Below are 16,487 nucleotides of genomic sequence, written 5' to 3' on the forward strand. Positions count from 1 at the left end.
CGTGGTGGCGATTATAGCCATGCTTGATGAGCACACGGCTTGCCTTTTGTTTGGCAAGGATTAGGCTAGGCGGCTTCGACTGCAGAGGGAACGCGCGATGAGCAACGAACAAGAATCCACCTCCGAACAGCCTCGGCTCAATGCCACGGAAATCCGCATTCTCGGTGCGCTGATCGAAAAACAGGCCACCAGCCCGGAAACCTATCCGCTGACCCTCAACGCGCTGGTGCTGGCCTGCAATCAGAAAACCAGCCGCGAACCGGTGATGAACCTCAATCAGGGCCAGGTCGGGCAGAGCCTGCGTGCGCTGGAAGGTCGAGGTTTCACCCGGCTGGTCATGGGCAGCCGTGCCGACCGCTGGGAGCACAAGGTCGACAAGGCGCTGGAGCTGGTGCCGGCACAGGTGATTCTCACGGGTTTGATGTTTCTGCGCGGCCCGCAGACCGTCAACGAACTGCTGACCCGCAGCGGGCGCATGCATGAGTTCGAAGATACCGAGCAGGTCGTGCATCAGCTTGAACGCCTGATCGCGCGTGGGCTGGCGGTACTGATTCCGCGTCAGGCCGGGCAGCGCGAGGATCGCTATACCCATGCGCTGGGCGACCCGGCGGATATCGAGGCGATATTGACGGCGCGGCACAATCCTGGGGAGCGTTCGAGCAGTGGCGTTTCGCTGGAGCGTATCGAAGAACTCGAGGCCCGCATTGCAGCGCTGGAAGAACGCCTGGCCCGTCTCGAATAACCAACACAGGGCCATTGTGGGAGCGAGCCTGCTCGCGAAAGCGTAGTGTCAGTCACCTCTGATCTTGAATGACCCGCCGCCTTCGCGAGCAGGCTCGCTCCCACAGGGGACATCTGCAAATTTCAGATTTTATTCCCCATCCCAATAATCCACACCCTCCGCCTGCCGCGCGACGGCAACAAATCCCGACGCATTACCCTCCGCATCCATCGCGAAATTATCCATCACCGCATATTTATTCGAATCCGGATACTCGCAAATCTCCGGCTGCTGCTGAGTGCTGATCGCCAGATAACGCAATTCACCGGCGCTGGTATTGATGATTTGATGGGCGTTCTCCGACCCGCCCGGTGGACAGGCGATCACATCACCGGCGCGGATCGGAAAACGCTCGGCCCCCAACCGCACCTCGCCCGCCCCGGCCACCACGTAGAACATTTCCTCATTGACCCGATGGCTGTGGAATGGGCTGCCGCGCATGCCCGGCGGCAGCGCATAAAGGCGATAGCCGAGTTTCTGCGCACCCAGTTGCTGGCCGATCCGCGCAAATTGCTGCTGATAACGCCCGGCGGTTTCGCCTGGGGGGGCGAGCGCTTCGGGCAGGGATTGAAGTTCGACCTCGTTGAGGTTGAGGATGGGCGGATGCATGGGCGGCCTCGGTTGTGGTTTTTGTGGTGGGCACATCTGTGCGTGCTGGCGAGAATTATAGAGAGTGATCCAGAACCGCAGCGCGGCCTTCGCGAGCAGGCTCGCTCCCACATTCAATCGCATTCCAGCGCAACCTGTGGGAGCGAGCCTGCTCGCGAAGAGGCCCGTTCAGCCACTACAAAAATCAATCAGCTACGGGCAAAATCCACCGCCGCCGCAAACTGCGCCTCATTCGGACGCACGCCGGTGTACAGCACGAACTGCTCCAGCGCCTGTATCGCAATCACCTCAAGCCCGGTGATCACTCGCTTGCCTTCGGCCCGCGCCCGCACGATCAGCGGCGTTTCCGAAGGAATCGCCACCACGTCGAATACGGTATCCGCCGCTTTGATCACCTCAGGCTCGAACGCCAGTTGCCCCGCCTCAGGCCCGCCGTCCATGCCCACCGGCGTAACATTGATCAGCATCTGCGGGCGCTCGTCGCCGAGCTCGACCTGCCAGCGATAGCCCAGCGAATCCGCCAAGGCCCGTCCGGCCCGCTCGTTGCGGGCGACGATCAAACCGTTCCTGTAGCCGCCATCGCGCAGGGCGCTGGCCACCGCTTTGGCCATGCCGCCGCTGCCGCGCAGGGCGAACGTCGAATCTTTCGGCACCGCGTGGCTCTTCAGCAACTGCGCGACGGCGATGTAATCGGTGTTGTAGGCCTTGAGGTGGCCGCCAGTGTTGACGATGGTGTTGATCGACTGGATCGCCGCCGCCGAGGCATCCAGCTCATCGACCAGAGCAATGCAGGCTTCCTTGAACGGCATCGACACGCCGCAGCCGCGAATGCCCAGTGCACGGATGCCGCCGACCGCGCCGGTCAAGTCCTGGCTGCTGAACGCCTTGTAATAGAAATTAAGGCCCATCTGCTCATACAAATGGTTGTGAAAACGCAGACCGAAATTCCCCGGCCGCCCGGACAGGGACATGCACAATTGGGTGTCTTTGTTCGGGTTCATCTGCATGAAACTTCTCCTTCAAACGCACTTTCGGATGGACGGGATTGGCCAGCCCACCGGGTTCTGAATCATCATTGCGGCTTGTTCGAGGCGCCGCGCTGTCGAGTAAAAAAGCCGCTACAGACCTTACACAAAATTTACCCAGCGGCTGTGCTGAATTTCGCAAATTTGCTGTCTTAGCTGTATCCCCGCGACAACTGTGGGCCTGGTTCAGGCCCAGCCGCCGGGTCGAAGAACCGAGGACTTATCATGATTCGTAAACTTCCCATCATGGCTTTGTTGATTGGCGCACTCGCCGTCACCGGCCAGGCTGAAGCGGGTGGTGGCCATGGCTGGCAGGGCCCTGCAGTGTTTGGCGCGATCGTCGGCTCGGCCATCATCGGCTCGGCACTGATCAACCAGGATCGGCCGGTGTACGTGCAGCAACAGCCGGTTTATGTTCAGCCGCAACCGGTCTACGTGCAGCAACCGCCGCCACCGGTCTACTACCAACCGGCACCGGTGTATGTGCAGCAACCGGTTTACGTGCAGCCGGCCCCTGTTTACTACGGCCCGCCTCGCGGTTACTACGGTCGGCCCCATGGCTACTATGGCGGCCCGCATGGTTACTACGGCGGTCCACGCTGGTAAGCGCAACACAGAGCCCCGCTTTCGAGCGGGGCTTTTTTATGACCGCTGGTCGGCGAAGGTCCGAAAAAATCTCGCCGAGGTCGCTGTGAGGACAGTTCGAGCAGCTAAAGTCGGCATGATGGAATCGACCGTTGGGCTTTTTTTCATCAAACGGTCACCGCTTTGTCATGACGGAACCGCAATCTGAATCCGTCCGTAAACAACAGATCGATAACAACAAGGACGACTGTATGCCCACACAAAATCCGCACCGCATCGTCGGTTTGTGCACCTCGAGCAAAGTGTACAGCGCGCTCACCGAGCTCAAGCATCTGGAAGGCCATCGCTGCGCCAAGCTGCTGTCCCTGCTCGCCGAAAACCTTGTGCACAAGGGCCTGCTCAATGAACGCGAAGTCATGCACATGCTCGATCAGGTGGTCGAGTGACGCCAGACCTCACTGGCATCAATGACCACTATCGAAAGCGTTGATTGTCCGCAGCGCTGGCAAATCCCTAAGGTAGCCCCATCAGTTTGATGGAGGTTTTCCCATGGCTCAGGTTCAAATCATGTCGGTGATCGGCAGCGCAGTTCCCGCTTCGCTGCGCGCGTCGGGCTTGCTCGCCTGCTGGTATCTGGTGCGCGATGGCGAGCCGATCAGCGGCCCGCTCACCTCTTTGCCAGCCGCGCAGGCCCTGTCGCAACAAGTCACCAGCACCGCGTTCCGTGCCTAAGGCAGTTGCACCTTTGGTTTGGTCTCGACGAACAGCGCCCAGCTCGACAGGAATAGCGCGGCAATCAGCGGCCCGATCACGAAGCCGTTGAGGCCGAATACCGCGAGACCACCGAGGGTCGAAACCAGAATCAGGTAGTCGGGCATTTTCGTGTCCTTGCCCACCAGAATCGGGCGCAGCACGTTGTCGACCAGGCCGATCACAAAAACCCCGAACAAGCCCAGCACCACGCCTTGCCAGATCATGCCGCTGAGCAGGAAATACACCGCCACCGGCGCCCAGACAATCCCCGCGCCCACTGCTGGCAACAGCGACAGAAACGCCATCAGCACCGCCCAGAGCAACGCGCTGGGTATATCGAGAAACCAGAAAATTGCCCCGCCCAGCGCACCTTGGGTCACGGCCACGACCACGTTGCCCTTGACCGTCGCGCGCACCACGCGGTTGAACTTCAGTTGCAGGCGGCGTTTGTGGTTTTCCTCCAGCGGCACCGCGGTGCGCATCTTGCGCGCCAGCTCTGGGCCGTCACGCAGAAAGAAAAACAGCAGATAAAGCATGATGAAAAAGCTCACCACGAATTCGAACGTGCCCTGGCCGAAACTGAACGCCTGAGTCGCCAGCACCTGGCTGCCCTGCATCGCCGTCTTGACGATTTTCTCCCGCAGGCTGTCGAGTTCGCCCATGCCAAAGCGATCGAGCAAGTGCTGAAAGTACGGCGGCAGGCTGTGCTTGAACTGTGCCAGATACGCGGCGATGTCCAGCTCACCGCTTTCGATGTTCTTGTAGACCGTCGCCCCTTCCTGCACCAGCAAAATGCCGACGATGATCACTGGCAGAATCGCGATCACCAGACACAGGCTCAAGGTGCACAGCGAGGTCAAGTTGCGTGGCCAGCCGAATTTCAGCTGCACCTTGCGCTGCACCGGCGCAAACAGAATGCCGAGGATGACAGCCCAGAACACCGCGCCGTAAAACGGCAGCAGAATCCAGATAAAAGCTACCGTGACCAGCACCAGCAGCACCGTCAGGGATTTGAATTGCAGACTCTTTTCGTTCATATCCGGTCCATGTCAGTCAGGCGTCACGCACGCCCGCCCCACTTAGTCAGCCGCCGCGCGCGCGAGTGCCATGTTTATTCATGGAGCATAGATGCAGATCGATAAACCCTCGCGACAGCTGCCCTTCGAGTTGGCACCGGATGGATTTGCGCTTTGCGTTGCCTGATGCGGGATTTGGTGGGTACCTGAAAAGCCCCTCACCCTAGCCCTCTCCCGGAGGGAGAGGGGACTGACCGAGGTGTCTGGCGCCATACATCGACCTGAAATATCGAGTCGATTATGGATTCGCTAAAGCGCTTTCAGGTCGGCGTAACTCACTACAAATATCTCTCGGTCGGCCCCCTCTCCCTCCGGGAGAGGACTGGGGTGAGGGCCGCTTTGCTAGTGGGCAAACTCCTCCCGCAACATCCCCACAAACGCCTCCCGCGCCGGATGCACTCCGGCGTTTTCATGCCAGTAAAACAAATTCTCGATCGCCATCAGTTCGGCAAATTCATGACCCACGCAGCCCGCGCCTTTGGCGTATTGCTCGAACACCCCCTTGGGCACCAGCGCCACTCCGGCGCCGGCACTGACGCAGCCGACAATCGCCCCGTAACTGGCCAGGCTGACAATCGGCAGCGCGTGCCCCTGGCGCAGCAACCAATGCTCGAGCGCTGCGCGGTAAGGGCAACCCGGCGGCCACATGAACACGGTTTTGCCTTGCAAATCGCCTATGTCACGCACCGGCCCGAATGACGTCGAGGCGATCAGCAGCAATTCCTCACGATACATCGGCGTACGGTTGAGCTGAGCACGTTCGACATCCACCGCCACAATCGCGCCATCGAGTCGATGGTTGACGGTGTCGTCGAGCAACTGGCTCCAGGTTCCCGTGGTGAGTTCCAGCGCCACTTGCGGATAGCGCTTGTGGAATTTCGCCAACAGGCGCGGCAAGCGCCCGGTCGCCGAGGACTCGATGGCGCCGATACGCAGCGGTCCGGATGGCTCGGCGGCGGGGTCGAGCGCGCGTTTGGCTTCGACGGTCAGGGCCAGAATCTTTTCCGCGTAGACGAGAAAGGTCTGCCCCGCCGGGCTGATGCGCAACCCGCGCCCCTCGCGCAAGAACAGCGCCACGCCCAACTCGGCTTCCAGCGCTTTGATCCGCGCAGTGATGTTCGACGGCACGCAGAACAGCCTTTCAGCGGCCCGGGCAATGCTGCCGACCTCGGCCACGGTCTTGAACATGCGGATTTGCGCCAGCTCCATAATCATCACCCTGAGTGAACAGTCAGCGCAGTATAAGTCAGTTGTGGCGAATGATCGGGCGCCAGGATACTCGGCGCATCCACTGCTTTGGTGCCTCGATGATGTACTCGACTTCTGCCTGCAAAATTATCCTGGCCATGGTGTTCGTCATTGGCTGCTGGGGCTACTCGTCCACCGGTATTCATGTCGGCTTGCAAGCGTATGAGCCCGGCCATCTGGCTCTGCTGCGCTTTCTGCTGGCGTCGCTGTTGATGGCCCTGATTACGCTTTTCAAGGGCATTCGCCTGCCACAGACGCGCGATGTGCCGTTGTTGTTTGCCTTGGGCTTCTTTGCCGTCAGCCTGCACCACGTCGCCTTGAACATTGGCCAGCAAGGCATCAGCGCCGGCGCTTCCAGTGTGCTGGCGCAATCGAGCCCGTTGTTCAGCACACTGCTGGCGCGGTTTGTGTTCAAGGACTGCGTCAGCATCTGGCGCTGGGGTTGCGTGTTATTGGGATTTGTCGGCGTGGTGATCGTAGTCAGCGGTGACAAGGGCATGGGCGCCATCGATGCCCATGGCTTGCTGATCCTGCTCGCGGCGCTTTCCTGGAGCATATATTTCGCCCTGCAAAAACATCATGCGCGACGCTACGACGGCTTCAGCCTGGGATGCTACTCGGTATGGTCGGGGACGTTGCTGTTGCTGATTTATCTGCCGGGGCTGGCTGATGCGGTGATGGAAGCGCCGGCGCATGCACAGTGGGCGGTGCTGATGTTGGGCGTGTTTCCCAGCGCATTGGCTTATCTGGCCTGGGGTTACGTGCTCAAGCATGTGGATTTGAGCCGGGCGACGATGACCTTGTATCTGATACCGCCGACGGCCATGGGAATTGCGTCGTGGGGGTTGGGGGAACGGCCGACGGTGATGGTACTGATGGGGGCGGTGGTGGTGTTGATCAGTGTGCTGGCGTTGAATCTGGAGCGTGGGCTTGGGACAGTTCGGGCAGGTGAGACCAAGGCGTAAATCTGCGGTGAAGCCGATGCCGTCTTCGCGAGCAGGCTCGCTCCCACAGTGGATGTCTGTACCACACAGATTCCCTGTGGGAGCGAGCCTGCTCGCGAAGAGGCCGGCACACGCAACAAAAAACCCAGACCTCAGCGCATATCATCCGACAACGGCGTCGGCTCATCCGCCGGCGGCACATCCTCGTCATCTAGCGGATCCTTCCAGTCATCCGGCCGGTCGCCATCGCTCAATGGGTCGCGCCCCGGGTGCATGCCCGGCGGTACGTCATGGTCGCTCAATGTCGGCTCGTCGCTGCCGGACACGGGGCGGGTGTGGTCGGTGGACGTCATGCCACCGGGAACAAGCGAGTCATCAGCCATGCTGCACCTCACAGTACTGGCCCGGATTATCCGGGGCGTAATGTTTGGAAGCGCGGCCGCCGACGGCGTGCGAAACATCGGACCAGTGGCATCAACCCTGGGCGATAAAGCGATCACGACTGTTGGTCAGGTGCAGCCACATGGCGGCGCGGGCGGCATCGGGGTCCTGGCGTTTGATCGCATTCAGAATCGCCTCGTGTTCCAGATTCGCCAGGTGCCCGAGTTTGCTCAGATCCGCCGCGCCGCGCTCGGCAGCATTCAGCCGATTGCGCGGGATCATCGCGCTGCCCAGGTGCTGCATGATTTCGCTGAAGCAGGCGTTGCCGGTAGCTTCGGCGATCAACAGATGAAAACGCCGATCGGCCTCCACGCAACTGTCGTTGTTGGCCAGCAGCCGCTGATAGTCATCCAGTGCCTGACGCATCTGCATCAACTGCTGCTCACTGCGTCGCTGCGCCGCCAGCGCCGCGGCTTGCGTTTCCAGACCCATGCGCAATTCGAGAATGCTGCGCACGCCAAGCGCCGTGTCGACATTCAGGCGCAGGCCCTGCTCCGCTGCGCGTTCGATCACGAAGGTGCCGATGCCGTGGCGCGTCTCGACCAGCCCCGAGGCCTGCAGTTTGGAAATCGCCTCGCGCACCACCGTGCGGCTGACGCCGTGCTCCTGGACGATGGAGTTCTCCGACGGCAGTTTGTCACCGGGGGACATGTGCCCGAGCAGGATGCTCTGGGTGAGTTTTTCCACCAGGTCATGAGCGAGGTTGTGCGTGCGTTTACGCGCAGGCGCGTCGAGGTCTTCTTGCATGGTCGATTCCGGTGATCGGGCTTGCCGATCCTAGCACTGCGGGATGACGGTTGAGATTGATTTTAGTGGCTGGCGACCCACCAACTTGTATGACAACACTCAAATACTTCAGATCTCTTTGGCAGACCGTCTACGCGCATCACGCATAACCAGTGAAAGAGGAGCTCTGGACGACGTGCAAACCGACCAGCAAATACGGGACAAAATCCAGTTTTCGCATAAGAATTCGACCGATCAGAAGAATTTAATCGCCGCTCCCCACTTGTAGGACAAAAAAACCCAGTTGTATGATGTCTATCAACAACGCAGCACCCAGTCCTACCCGCGTAAAAATAATCAGTGGGAGAAAAACAAGTGAAAACCTCCGTCTCGGGGATGCAGGAAAGCGTCGATCCAACGCTCGCCTCGGCCATCTCGAAAGTCAAACGCCACGTCCTGCCGCTCTTCGTGATCATGTTCATCGTCAATTACATTGACCGGGTGAACATCGGTTTCGTCCGCACCCACATGGAAACCGATCTGGGCATTGGTGCTGCCGCTTATGGCTTCGGCGCAGGGCTGTTTTTCATCGGCTACGCGCTGTTCGAAGTGCCGTCCAATATGCTCTTGCAGAAAGTCGGCGCACGGATCTGGCTGACCCGCATCATGTTCACCTGGGGCATAGTCGCGGCCTGCATGGCGTTCATTCAAAACGAAACCCACTTCTATATCCTGCGTTTCCTGCTCGGTGTCGCCGAGGCCGGATTCTTTCCCGGGGTGATCTATTACTTCACCCGCTGGCTGCCAGGTGTCGAGCGCGGCAAGGCGATCGCGATCTTCCTCAGCGGCTCGGCCGTGGCCTCGCTGATCTCCGGTCCGCTGTCCGGTCTGCTCCTGCAGATCAATGGGCTGGGCATGCACGGCTGGCAATGGATGTATTTCATCGAGGGGATGTTCTCGGTGTGCCTGTGCGTGTTTGTGTGGTTCTGGCTGGATGCCAAACCCCACGACGCGAAATGGCTGAGCCGCGCCGAACAGGATGCGCTGGTCAGCGCCATCGACGACGAGCAAAAGGCCCGTGAAGCCGCAACGCCGATCCGGCCGTCGCTGGGCAAACTGCTCAAGGACCGGCAGATCATTCTGTTCTGCCTGATCTACTTCTTCATTCAGCTGACCATTTATGCGGCGACTTTCTGGCTGCCGAGCATCATCAAGAAGATGGGCGAGCTCAGCGACGTGCAGGTCGGCCTGTTCAACTCGATTCCATGGTTGCTGTCGATCGTCGGCATGTACGCCTTCGCCTCGCTGTCGGCGAAGTGGAAACACCAGCAAGCATGGGTCGCCACTGCACTGCTGATCGCCGCAGCGGGGATGTTCATGTCCACCACTGGCGGGCCGATCTTTGCCTTCGTCGCGATCTGCTTTGCGGCGCTGGGTTTCAAATCCGCCTCGTCGCTGTTCTGGCCGATTCCCCAGGCTTATCTGGATGCACGCATCGCGGCGGCAGTGATCGCGCTGATCAACTCGGTGGGCAACCTCGGCGGCTTCGTCGCGCCGACCACTTTTGGCCTGCTTGAGCAACACACCGGCTCGATCCAGGGCGGCCTCTATGGTCTGGCCGCGACCTCGATCATCGCCGCAATCATTGTCTTCGCCGCGCGCACCACGCCGAAACCCGCTGCTGAAAAGGCTGTGGCCGACGCCGCGCCGAAACACGCCTGACTACGTCTCGACAAGGAAAACAACAATGACTGTTCATGACACCGCCAAAGCTCCGATCATCACCGACATGCAGGTCATTCCGGTGGCCGGCCACGACGGCATGCTGCTCAACCTGAGCGGCGCCCACGGGCCGTTTTTCACCCGCAACATCGTCATCCTCAAGGACAACGCCGGCCACACCGGCGTCGGTGAAGTGCCCGGTGGCGAGCGCATTCGCCAGACCCTGGAAGACGCACGCAATCTGGTGGTCGGCAGCCCGATCGGCACCTACCAGAAGATTCTCAATCAGGTGCGCCAGACCTTCGCCGACCGCGATGCCGGTGGCCGTGGCCTGCAAACGTTCGACCTGCGCATCACCATTCACGCGGTCACCGGCCTGGAAGCCGCCCTCCTCGACCTGCTCGGCCAGCACCTCGACGTGCCGGTTGCGGCGCTGCTCGGTGAAGGTCAGCAACGCGATGAAGTGAAGATGCTCGGGTACCTGTTCTATGTCGGCGACCAGCACGAGACCGACTTGGCGTATCGCAGCGAACCGGACGCCGACAACGACTGGTTCCGCGTGCGTCACGAGAAAGCCATGACCGCCGAAGCGGTGGTGCGTCTGGCCGAGGCGGCGCACGCCAGGTACGGTTTCAAGGATTTCAAACTCAAGGGCGGCGTGCTCAGTGGCGATGCCGAGATCGAAGCGGTGACGGCACTGGCCGAGCGCTTCCCCGACGCGCGTATTACCCTCGACCCGAACGGTGCATGGTCATTGAAAGAGGCGATTCGTCTGTGCCGCGATCAGCATCACGTACTCGCCTACGCCGAAGACCCGTGCGGCGCGGAAAACGGTTATTCCGGTCGCGAAGTCATGGCCGAATTCCGCCGCGCCACCGGGCTGAAAACCGCAACCAACATGATCGCCACCGACTGGCGCGAAATGGGCCATGCGATCCAATTGCAGTCAGTGGACATTCCGTTGGCCGACCCGCATTTCTGGACCATGCAGGGTTCGGTGCGCGTCGCGCAGATGTGTCAGGAGTGGGGGCTGACCTGGGGCTCGCATTCCAACAACCACTTCGACATTTCCCTGGCCATGTTCACCCACGTCGCCGCTGCCGCACCGGGCGACATCACCGCCATCGACACCCACTGGATCTGGCAGGACGGCCAGCGCCTGACCAAGGCACCGCTGCAAATTGTCGACGGCTGCGTGCAAGTGCCGCAGAAACCGGGACTGGGCGTGGAACTGGACATGGATCAAGTGGCCAAGGCCCATGAGCTATACAAAGGCATGGGCCTCGGCGCGCGGGATGACAGCGTCGCGATGCAGTTTCTGATTCCGGGGTGGAAGTTCGATAACAAACGGCCGTGTCTGGTGCGCTGATGCCTCGCTGATATCTGTAGGAGCTGCCGAAGGCTGCGATCTTTTGATTCTGTTTTGAAGATCAAAAGATCGCAGCCTTCGGCAGCTCCTACAATCGGTGTTCAGCTTGAGATGTGCAGCAACCACTCCTTGAACGCCTTCATCGCCACCGTCTCAGCTCGCGACTGCAACCGCGTCAGCCAGTAACTGCCGGTGGTGATCTCGGTTGCAAACGGCTGGCAAATCGCATCTGCCGCCAGTTGCCGGGCGAACATCAGCGGGGGTGCCAAGGCCACCCCGCTGCCCTGTAATGCCGCCTCCATCATTGCCAGCGACGAATCGAACACGATGCTTTGCGGTGGTGCGGCCTGCGTTGCCAGACCCGCCGCGTGAAACCACTCCGGCCATTCATCGGTGCGATAGGAACGCAGCAAGGTCTGCTGCAACAGGTCCGCCGGCGAGTGCAATTGACGGGCAATCTCCGGCACGCACAGCACCGACAACGGCGCATCGAGCAAGCGTGTCGCCTCGATGCCATGCCACGCGCCGGCGCCGAAACGAATCGCGTAATCCAGTCCCTCCGCCGCCACATCGACCCGGTTGTTATTGGTCGACAAGCGTAAATCTATCAGCGGATATTTCGCCCGAAAGTCCGCCAGCCTCGGCAGCAGCCAGCCCACGGCAAACGTGCCCACCGCACCGACCGTTAACACGTCCCGATACTGGCCACCGGCCAAGCGCTTGAGCATCTGCGCAATATGATCGAATGAGGTAGTGAGCACCGGCAGCAAGGTCTCGCCTTCACTGGTCAGCATCAGCCCACGGGGCAAGCGTTTGAACAAGGTCAGGTTGAGTTGCGCTTCCAGGCTTTTGACCTGATGGCTGACCGCCGCTTGCGTAACACACAGTTCGACGGCGGCGCGGGTGAAGCTCAGATGCCGTGCCGAGACTTCAAACGCGCGTAGAGCGTTAAGTGGCAGTTGCGGTCGAATCATGCCCTATCCCGAATTTTTCTAATGGCTCGTGCGAGTTTTCATCGTTTGTCGAGGGTCGGCGAAGTGCCTAAATTAGCCGCGCTGATCAGCCGCCCGATGAAAAAATCACCCGCAGTGTAGCGGGATACAACAATCGACACTCATGGAGAGTGATTCAATCATGTGTTCTTTCAAGCCAAGCAAGGTCTTTTCCTACAGCGCTTTCGCACTATTCTTCAGCAGCATTGCCTGCCATGCCGCCACGCCGACGGATGCGCAATTGCAGGCACTGGTCACGCAAGCCGTCACCCCGGTGATGCAGCAAAACAACATTCCCGGCCTGGCGGTGGCCCTCACTGCAAGCGGCCAAACGCATTACTTTAACTACGGTATAGCCGCCAGGGACACCGGGCAAAAGGTCAGTGAAAACACCCTGTTCGAGGTCGGCTCAGTGAGCAAAACCTTCACCGCCACCCTCGCCGGTTACGCCCAGGCCACCGGCAAACTCGACCTGTCGAGCAAGGCCAGCCAGCTTTGGCCCGAGCTCAAGGGCAGCGCCTTCGACAACATCAGCGTGCTGCAACTGGGCACCTACAGCGCTGGCGGGCTGCCGCTGCAATTCCCCGCTGAGGCGGATTCTTCCGACAAGATGCTCGGCTATTACCAACAATGGAAACCGCAGTTTCCCGCTGGCAGCCATCGCCTGTATTCCAACCCGAGCCTGGGCCTGTTCGGTTACCTGACGGCGAAGAGTCTAGGCCAGCCGTTCGACCAGGCCATGACGCAAACCCTGCTGCCGAAACTCGGCCTGCATCACACGTTCCTAAGCGTGCCGCCGGCGCAATCGAAGCTGTATGCCCAAGGCTACGACAGCGCCGACCAACCGGTGCGCGTCAGCCCCGGTGCACTCGATGCCGAAGCCTACGGCATCAAAACCAGCGCCGCCGACCTGCTGCGCTACGTCCAGGCGCAGCTGAAACCGGCCAGCCTTGCCCCTGATCTGCACCAAGCCATCGCCAACACTCACATCGGTTATTACCGCGTCGGCGACATGACCCAAGGCCTGGGCTGGGAGCGCTACGCCTACCCGATCAGCCTGGAAAAACTGCAGAACGGCAATTCGACGCCCATGGCCATGGAACCGCACAAAGTCGAATGGCTGACCCCGCCGCAAGCTGAACCGGCCAATGTGCTGTTCAACAAAACCGGTGCCACACGTGGCTTTGGCGCCTATGTGGCATTCGTGCCGTCGCGGGACATGGGCATCGTGATTCTTGCCAACAAGAACTACCCGAACATCGAACGGGTGAAGATTGCGCATACGGTTTTCGCGGCGCTGGCGGATTAAAAGCGAAAAATCGTCCGATCGCGGCCCGAGCCTTCGGCAGCTCCTACGGGATCGGGTTTCACTCGGTCAATGTTGGCGCTGCCGCAGGCTGCGATCTTTTCGTTTCAGTGCTTAAGGCTGCGCCTGCAATTTCCAGCCGATGACATCCATCAGGTCGCAACTGTCACGCAGCACCGTCGCCGAGACCCGGGCCAGATCCTGCAGCAACAAGGCGTCGTGACCCTTGCCGTCACCCAGCGCCAGGGTTTCGAGCAATTGCGTTACACAGCGCAAGCGATAGGCCGCGGTGCCGTGCAGAACATCCAGTGGAGCTTCGCTGTCGATCAGCAGACAAGGGATCTTGCAGTCGATCCCGGTAATCGGTATGTAGCGCGCCATGGCAGAACCTCCCTGTTCAATGTTGTGTCGCCTTTGCTGGCGGATCGAGATTGTCCAGCGCGCGGTTGACCAGCAGCTCGCCGACTACCGCCAATTGCTGGATCGACAACGTCAGGCTGCGCTGCGCACCGCTCAATTCGCACGCCAGCTCAGTGGTCAGCACATTCAGTGAAGCCAGGGTTTCGCAGGCGTGGCTCAAGAGTGTCGCCGAATCGATGTCGGGGAGAATGGTGAAGACGTGGCTGATGGGATCGGGGTTGCCGGGATGGCGCAGGCGCGGGTTACTGGAATCGAAGGAGCCTGAATCCATAGGGGATTCGGGGGGATTTGGAGTGTGTTTTTTCATAAATAAACCCTCGGGACATTTAAAGAAAAAACTGCCGAACTCACTTCCACGAGAGGGTGGCAGCTTTGCGCAGGTGTGGAAGTCCGGGGAAACCCGAGGAACCCGGTGCACTCGAGAGTGCTCCTGCGCATAGCTGCCATAAGCAAACAATGTTGGCATAAAAACCACCAACATGTGTTTACAGGCGCAATGCGCGCTCGGGAATCACCGGACTTCCACATCCGACCACTGTTTGTTTCAGCGGCCAAAAGAGGTTATCCCCCTGCGCCACAACGCACCAGTTCACGACTGCCGCCGCGTCTTGCAGGAAAAATCCACCGGGTTTGAAGGGTGTTTGTGTCGGACATTTCGGCTGGCACATGCTGCAACGACTTTGATTAGCAGATGACTTGTGGGAGCGAGCCTGCTCGCGAATGCGCTCGATCAGTCACCTTTCAGCGCCTGAAAAACCGCTATCGCGAGCAGGCTCGCTCCCACATTTGAACTGGGCATTTCACAAAAAAATGTGGGAGCTGGTTTGCCAGCTCCCACAGGGATTTTGCTTCATTCAGTCAACGCGCAATCAATCATCCGGCATCTGCGGCGGCTTGCTCGGTTTTGCTGGTTTGCTCGGCTTGCTCCCCTTCGCGCCTTTGGCCGGTTCCGGCTCGGTGGCGGCAGGCGTTTGTGCGGCGGCGGCAGCGGCGGCTTCTTTTTCGGCCATGGGCATGGCGTCGATGGTTTCGAAGATTTTCGCCAGGCTCAACGCCTTGGCTTCGTCACCCGAGGCGGAGAGCTTGGTTTCGCCGTCCTTGCCCACCAGGAACACTTTCGGATATGCCCCGGCGCCCAGCTTCAGCGAACGCAGCAGCGCCATGGTGTCCTGCTGGCCCATGTCCTTGCCGTCGAGCTGGCCGGACATGCTGAGGATGGTGTAGACCTTGATGTTGCGGTCAGTGACGCCCTTTTTGTTGGCCGGGTCTTCCAGCGACTTTTTCAGGCTCAGCCACACCGGGTCGACGGGGCTTTGCGCAATCACGATCAGCGGGCGGGCACGGCCCATGTCCCCGGCCAGGGGTGAATCGCTGTCGGCGGCGAACAAGGGGCCGGCGATCGCCAGCAAGAGGGTCAGGGTCAGGGACCTGATGAGCATGCGCATCTCCTTTTGATATCCACGCACTACTGATTGCGCATCGTGGCGATTGTTCCGGCGGCGTCTGGCAAAAAGGCATTGCCCTGTCAGAAGCTTAGGTCAGGGCGCGCTTTGCGCAACATGGCGCGAGCGATCATCGGCACAGCCCTGCGGCCGCTGCATTGGAAGTGTTTCTCCAGGCTGAATCAGAACGCCAACTTGTAACCGATCAACACCAGCATCGTCGCCAGGCACGGGCGCAGGACTTCGTCGGAGATGCGTCCGGTCAGGTGGCTGCCGAGCCAAATGCCTGGCAGTGAGCCCACCAGTAAGAAACCCAGCACCCCCCAATCCATATTGCCCATGCTCGCGTGGCCGAGGCCGGCGACGAGGGTCAGCGGTACGGCGTGGGCGATTTCGGTGCCGACCAGGCGGCGGGTCGGCAGCAACGGGTAGAGGATGAAGAGCGCGACGGTGCCCAGTGCGCCGGCGCCGATCGAGGTCAGGGCGACCATGGTGCCGAGAAACAGACCGGTGATTACCGTCATCACGTTGAGCCGCGAACCGCTCGGGTTGTAGTTGCCGCCGGCGCGTTTGTGGGCGAATTCGAGCAAGCGTTTCTTGAAAAAGATTGCCAGCGCCGTGGCGAAGAGGACGAAGCCGAGCGCCTGTTTGATGATGGCGTTCATCGCGTCCGGCGCGGTGTGCAGGGTGCTGAGGAACCACAGGGTCATGGCCACGGCCGGCACACTGCCGAGGGTCAGCCAGCCGGTGATGGCCCAATCGATGTTGTTGTTTTTCCTGTGAACGAGGACGCCGCTGGATTTGGTGATCGCGGCATACAACAAGTCGGTGCCCACGGCGGTTGCCGGGTTGATACCGAACCACAGCAGAATCGGCGTCATCAACGAACCGCCGCCGACACCGGTCATGCCGACGATAAACCCCACCACCAGCCCGGCAATCACCAGGCCGAAATTTGCCAATTCCATTCAAACGTCCAGAAAACGACAGGAAAAATCTGGCCCGCAGCATAGCGATTTTTCATATAGCCACATATATCGATGCGGTC

The 16,487-nt window shown here is 60.2% G+C and carries 19 protein-coding genes; 8 read left to right on the forward strand and 11 right to left on the reverse strand.

Annotated features, from left to right (window positions below):
- The first annotated feature begins 97 nt into the window (after nucleotides 1-97).
- The gene (locus AC0Z4S_RS12625; RefSeq protein ID WP_485623228.1) at nucleotides 98-742 is read left to right on the forward strand and encodes a YceH family protein; all 645 of its coding nucleotides are present in this window, start codon (nucleotides 98-100) and stop codon (nucleotides 740-742) included.
- 129 nt (nucleotides 743-871) lie between these two features.
- On the opposite strand, the gene AC0Z4S_RS12630 is transcribed toward AC0Z4S_RS12625, so the two are convergent.
- Both AC0Z4S_RS12630 and AC0Z4S_RS12635 read right to left on the reverse strand, forming a co-directional pair.
- Complete coding sequence (locus AC0Z4S_RS12630) at nucleotides 872-1,390, reverse strand: cupin domain-containing protein (RefSeq protein ID WP_485623364.1); 519 nt, start codon at nucleotides 1,388-1,390, stop codon at nucleotides 872-874.
- A 188-nt stretch (nucleotides 1,391-1,578) separates the two neighbouring features.
- Nucleotides 1,579-2,397 (reverse strand): shikimate 5-dehydrogenase, encoded by an 819-nt coding sequence (locus tag AC0Z4S_RS12635; protein WP_485623229.1) that lies wholly within the window; start codon nucleotides 2,395-2,397, stop codon nucleotides 1,579-1,581.
- 243 nt (nucleotides 2,398-2,640) lie between these two features.
- On the opposite strand from AC0Z4S_RS12635, the gene AC0Z4S_RS12640 reads away from it, so the two are divergent.
- The 3 genes from AC0Z4S_RS12640 (at nucleotide 2,641) to AC0Z4S_RS12650 (ending at nucleotide 3,732) form a co-directional block, all read left to right on the forward strand.
- A complete protein-coding gene (locus AC0Z4S_RS12640; protein WP_024013471.1) occupies nucleotides 2,641-3,021 on the forward strand; it encodes a hypothetical protein in 381 nt (126 codons plus the stop codon).
- 230 nt (nucleotides 3,022-3,251) lie between these two features.
- The gene (locus tag AC0Z4S_RS12645) at nucleotides 3,252-3,446 is read left to right on the forward strand and encodes a hypothetical protein (protein ID WP_016770691.1); all 195 of its coding nucleotides are present in this window, start codon (nucleotides 3,252-3,254) and stop codon (nucleotides 3,444-3,446) included.
- Between the two features lie 103 nt (nucleotides 3,447-3,549).
- Nucleotides 3,550-3,732 carry a hypothetical protein gene (locus AC0Z4S_RS12650; RefSeq protein ID WP_485623230.1) on the forward strand — a complete coding sequence of 61 codons (183 nt, stop codon included), beginning with the start codon at nucleotides 3,550-3,552 and terminating at the stop codon, nucleotides 3,730-3,732.
- Here AC0Z4S_RS12650 and AC0Z4S_RS12655 read toward each other — a convergent pair.
- Together AC0Z4S_RS12655 and AC0Z4S_RS12660 are read right to left on the reverse strand one after the other, a co-directional pair.
- Entirely contained in the window at nucleotides 3,729-4,790 is a 1,062-nt protein-coding gene (locus AC0Z4S_RS12655) for an AI-2E family transporter (protein WP_485623231.1), read from the reverse strand. The genes AC0Z4S_RS12650 and AC0Z4S_RS12655 overlap by 4 nt on opposite strands.
- 381 nt (nucleotides 4,791-5,171) lie before the next feature.
- Complete coding sequence (locus tag AC0Z4S_RS12660; RefSeq protein WP_485623232.1) at nucleotides 5,172-6,038, reverse strand: LysR family transcriptional regulator; 867 nt, start codon at nucleotides 6,036-6,038, stop codon at nucleotides 5,172-5,174.
- A gap of 101 nt (nucleotides 6,039-6,139) precedes the next feature.
- Here AC0Z4S_RS12660 and AC0Z4S_RS12665 point away from each other — a divergent pair, with 101 nt between their 5' ends.
- Entirely contained in the window at nucleotides 6,140-7,042 is a 903-nt protein-coding gene (locus AC0Z4S_RS12665) for a DMT family transporter (protein ID WP_485623233.1), read from the forward strand.
- Between the two features lie 131 nt (nucleotides 7,043-7,173).
- Here the strand turns inward: AC0Z4S_RS12665 and AC0Z4S_RS12670 are convergent, their stop codons facing one another.
- Nucleotides 7,174-7,404, reverse strand: coding sequence for a hypothetical protein (locus AC0Z4S_RS12670; RefSeq protein WP_485623234.1), 231 nt, complete (start codon nucleotides 7,402-7,404; stop codon nucleotides 7,174-7,176).
- Nucleotides 7,405-7,495: 91 nt separating this feature from the next.
- A complete protein-coding gene (locus tag AC0Z4S_RS12675) occupies nucleotides 7,496-8,209 on the reverse strand; it encodes a FadR/GntR family transcriptional regulator (protein ID WP_485623235.1) in 714 nt (237 codons plus the stop codon).
- 354 nt (nucleotides 8,210-8,563) lie between these two features.
- Here AC0Z4S_RS12675 and AC0Z4S_RS12680 point away from each other — a divergent pair, with 354 nt between their 5' ends.
- Both AC0Z4S_RS12680 and gudD read left to right on the forward strand, forming a co-directional pair.
- Nucleotides 8,564-9,910 (forward strand): MFS transporter, encoded by a 1,347-nt coding sequence (locus tag AC0Z4S_RS12680; protein WP_065615983.1) that lies wholly within the window; start codon nucleotides 8,564-8,566, stop codon nucleotides 9,908-9,910.
- A gap of 25 nt (nucleotides 9,911-9,935) precedes the next feature.
- Nucleotides 9,936-11,279, forward strand: coding sequence for a glucarate dehydratase (gene gudD / locus AC0Z4S_RS12685; protein WP_485623236.1), 1,344 nt, complete (start codon nucleotides 9,936-9,938; stop codon nucleotides 11,277-11,279).
- Between the two features lie 101 nt (nucleotides 11,280-11,380).
- On the opposite strand, the gene AC0Z4S_RS12690 is transcribed toward gudD, so the two are convergent.
- Nucleotides 11,381-12,253, reverse strand: coding sequence for a LysR family transcriptional regulator (locus tag AC0Z4S_RS12690; protein ID WP_485623237.1), 873 nt, complete (start codon nucleotides 12,251-12,253; stop codon nucleotides 11,381-11,383).
- Between the two features lie 160 nt (nucleotides 12,254-12,413).
- On the opposite strand from AC0Z4S_RS12690, the gene ampC reads away from it, so the two are divergent.
- Nucleotides 12,414-13,580, forward strand: a complete 1,167-nt coding sequence (ampC, locus tag AC0Z4S_RS12695; protein ID WP_485623238.1) for a class C beta-lactamase — start codon at nucleotides 12,414-12,416, stop codon at nucleotides 13,578-13,580.
- A 111-nt stretch (nucleotides 13,581-13,691) separates the two neighbouring features.
- On the opposite strand, the gene AC0Z4S_RS12700 is transcribed toward ampC, so the two are convergent.
- The 4 genes from AC0Z4S_RS12700 to AC0Z4S_RS12715 form a co-directional block, all read right to left on the reverse strand.
- Complete coding sequence (locus tag AC0Z4S_RS12700) at nucleotides 13,692-13,958, reverse strand: hypothetical protein (protein WP_485623240.1); 267 nt, start codon at nucleotides 13,956-13,958, stop codon at nucleotides 13,692-13,694.
- 16 nt (nucleotides 13,959-13,974) lie between these two features.
- On the reverse strand, nucleotides 13,975-14,268 hold the full coding sequence (locus tag AC0Z4S_RS12705; protein ID WP_485623241.1) for a DUF6124 family protein: 294 nt from the start codon (nucleotides 14,266-14,268) through the stop codon (nucleotides 13,975-13,977).
- Between the two features lie 598 nt (nucleotides 14,269-14,866).
- On the reverse strand, nucleotides 14,867-15,436 hold the full coding sequence (locus tag AC0Z4S_RS12710; RefSeq protein ID WP_485623242.1) for a DUF4174 domain-containing protein: 570 nt from the start codon (nucleotides 15,434-15,436) through the stop codon (nucleotides 14,867-14,869).
- A gap of 185 nt (nucleotides 15,437-15,621) precedes the next feature.
- Nucleotides 15,622-16,407, reverse strand: a complete 786-nt coding sequence (locus AC0Z4S_RS12715; protein WP_485623244.1) for a sulfite exporter TauE/SafE family protein — start codon at nucleotides 16,405-16,407, stop codon at nucleotides 15,622-15,624.
- Between the last annotated feature and the right edge of the window lie 80 nt (nucleotides 16,408-16,487).

The sequence above is a fragment of the Pseudomonas sp. 1L-B-1-E-C1 genome (assembly GCF_057291835.1).

Bases quoted from the DNA above. Each gene is read 5' to 3' on its own strand.
- AC0Z4S_RS12625 (WP_485623228.1), top strand. From the start codon at position 98: ATGAGCAACGAACAAGAATCCACCTCCGAACAGCCTCGGCTCAATGCC.
- AC0Z4S_RS12630 (WP_485623364.1), bottom strand. From the start codon at position 1,390: ATGCATCCGCCCATCCTCAACCTCAACGAGGTCGAACTTCAATCCCTG.
- AC0Z4S_RS12635 (WP_485623229.1), bottom strand. From the start codon at position 2,397: ATGCAGATGAACCCGAACAAAGACACCCAATTGTGCATGTCCCTGTCC.
- AC0Z4S_RS12640 (WP_024013471.1), top strand. From the start codon at position 2,641: ATGATTCGTAAACTTCCCATCATGGCTTTGTTGATTGGCGCACTCGCC.
- AC0Z4S_RS12645 (WP_016770691.1), top strand. From the start codon at position 3,252: ATGCCCACACAAAATCCGCACCGCATCGTCGGTTTGTGCACCTCGAGC.
- AC0Z4S_RS12650 (WP_485623230.1), top strand. From the start codon at position 3,550: ATGGCTCAGGTTCAAATCATGTCGGTGATCGGCAGCGCAGTTCCCGCT.
- AC0Z4S_RS12655 (WP_485623231.1), bottom strand. From the start codon at position 4,790: ATGAACGAAAAGAGTCTGCAATTCAAATCCCTGACGGTGCTGCTGGTG.
- AC0Z4S_RS12660 (WP_485623232.1), bottom strand. From the start codon at position 6,038: ATGGAGCTGGCGCAAATCCGCATGTTCAAGACCGTGGCCGAGGTCGGC.
- AC0Z4S_RS12665 (WP_485623233.1), top strand. From the start codon at position 6,140: ATGTACTCGACTTCTGCCTGCAAAATTATCCTGGCCATGGTGTTCGTC.
- AC0Z4S_RS12670 (WP_485623234.1), bottom strand. From the start codon at position 7,404: ATGGCTGATGACTCGCTTGTTCCCGGTGGCATGACGTCCACCGACCAC.
- AC0Z4S_RS12675 (WP_485623235.1), bottom strand. From the start codon at position 8,209: ATGCAAGAAGACCTCGACGCGCCTGCGCGTAAACGCACGCACAACCTC.
- gudD (WP_485623236.1), top strand. From the start codon at position 9,936: ATGACTGTTCATGACACCGCCAAAGCTCCGATCATCACCGACATGCAG.
- AC0Z4S_RS12690 (WP_485623237.1), bottom strand. From the start codon at position 12,253: ATGATTCGACCGCAACTGCCACTTAACGCTCTACGCGCGTTTGAAGTC.
- ampC (WP_485623238.1), top strand. From the start codon at position 12,414: ATGTGTTCTTTCAAGCCAAGCAAGGTCTTTTCCTACAGCGCTTTCGCA.
- AC0Z4S_RS12700 (WP_485623240.1), bottom strand. From the start codon at position 13,958: ATGGCGCGCTACATACCGATTACCGGGATCGACTGCAAGATCCCTTGT.
- AC0Z4S_RS12705 (WP_485623241.1), bottom strand. From the start codon at position 14,268: ATGGATTCAGGCTCCTTCGATTCCAGTAACCCGCGCCTGCGCCATCCC.
- AC0Z4S_RS12710 (WP_485623242.1), bottom strand. From the start codon at position 15,436: ATGCTCATCAGGTCCCTGACCCTGACCCTCTTGCTGGCGATCGCCGGC.
- AC0Z4S_RS12715 (WP_485623244.1), bottom strand. From the start codon at position 16,407: ATGGAATTGGCAAATTTCGGCCTGGTGATTGCCGGGCTGGTGGTGGGG.